Here is a 1,534-nt window from a genome sequence, read left to right on the forward strand (position 1 = left end):
GATTTTCCGTTCAGTAGTTGGGGCCGCTGCGCTGGCCGCCGTGATGGCGGGAAAATCGGCCTGTGTCCGTCCGGGACGCCGATGAGTCTGTGATGCGTTCGGGCTCGTCGTTCAGTATGGCGTTGGGGGCCGCTCACAGGGACCGTCAATTGTTGCAGCAGCACGCGGACCAGACTCTTTGCCCTGTGGTCTCTCCGGACGGCGCCTGCCCCTGCGTCGTTCCGGGAGGATCTGATGGACGTACTACACGAGCGATGTGCCGCACTCGACATCGGCAAGAGAGACCTCAAGGCGTGTGTGCGTACTCCCAGCCCGAGCGGGCGGCGGTCGCGGCGCCAGGAGATTCGTACGTATCCGACGGTGACCAACTCTCTGCTGGAGCTGCGGGAGTGGCTCCTGGTCGAGAAGGTCACCCTGGTGGTGATGGAAGCCACTGGGGACTATTGGCGGCCGGCTTTCTACCTGCTGGAGGACTGCCTGAACGTGATCCTGGTCAACGCCGCCCATGCCAAGGGACTGCCCGGCCGCAAGACAGATGTTGCCGACGCCGCCTGGCTTTGCCAGCTGGGCGAGTGCGGCCTGTTGAGGGCTTCGTTCGTGCCCCCGGAGCCGGTCCGGCACCTGCGCGACCTCGCCCGCTACCGGTCCACGCTCACCGGCGAACGCACCCGCGAGGCCCAGCGGCTGGAGAAGGAACTGGAGGACGCCGGGATCAAGCTCTCCAGCGTGGCTACCGACATTCTGGGCGTGTCCGGCCGGGCCATGCTGGATGCTCTCATCGTCGGCGAGCGTGACGTACACGTCCTGGCTGGGATGGCGAAGGCCCGCATGCGGCCGAAGATTCCCGCCCTGGTGGAGGCACTGACCGGGAACTTCGGCGCACACCACGCTTTCCTCTGCCGCCTCCACTTGGAGCGGATCGACCAGCTGACCGCAGCGATCGGGGAGTTGTCGGTGCGGATCGAGGAGGAGATGCGTCCTTTCACCCGCCAGCTTGAGCTGCTGCAGACGATCCCCGGTGTCGGTCGCACTGTCGCCGAAGTGATCATCGCCGAGACCGGTGGCGACATGGCCCGCTTCGCGACCGCCGGACACCTCGCCTCGTGGGCCGGGGTCTGCCCCGGCCACCACGAATCCGCCGGTAAACGTCGCTCCGGCAGACGACGGCATGGCAACCGGTGGCTCGGCGCCGCGCTGGGGACCGCCGCGATGGCTGCCTCCCGCACCCGGGAGACCACCTACCTCGGCGCCCGCTACCACCGCCTCGTGCCCCGGTTGGGCAAGAAGAAGGCCGTCGTCGCGCTGGAACACTCGATCCTCACCGCGGTGTGGCACATGCTCACCCACGACGTCACCTACCACGACCTGGGTGGCGATTACTTCACCCGGCGTGACCCCGAACAAGCGATGCGACGGCTGGCCCGCCGGGCCAACGCCCTCGGCTTCACCGTCCGCTTCGACCCCATTGAGGCCGCATGAACACAGCGCGCCGGTCACCTCGCTGACCTGGGCTCATCCTTCATTTTCGGACCAG

At 67.1% G+C, this 1,534-nt stretch carries 1 protein-coding gene; it reads left to right on the forward strand.

All coding sequences use genetic code 11. The annotated features are described in order from the left end of the window. Positions 1 to 234 precede the first annotated feature (234 nt). A complete protein-coding gene (locus tag ADK54_RS13455) occupies positions 235 to 1,479 on the forward strand; it encodes an IS110 family transposase (RefSeq protein WP_053725855.1) in 1,245 nt (414 codons plus the stop codon). Positions 1,480 to 1,534: the final 55 nt, after the last annotated feature.

Source organism: Streptomyces sp. WM6378 (assembly GCF_001279695.1).
In the GTDB taxonomy this organism is placed as follows: domain Bacteria; phylum Actinomycetota; class Actinomycetes; order Streptomycetales; family Streptomycetaceae; genus Streptomyces.

Bases quoted from the DNA above. Each gene is read 5' to 3' on its own strand.
- ADK54_RS13455 (WP_053725855.1), top strand. From the start codon at position 235: ATGGACGTACTACACGAGCGATGTGCCGCACTCGACATCGGCAAGAGA.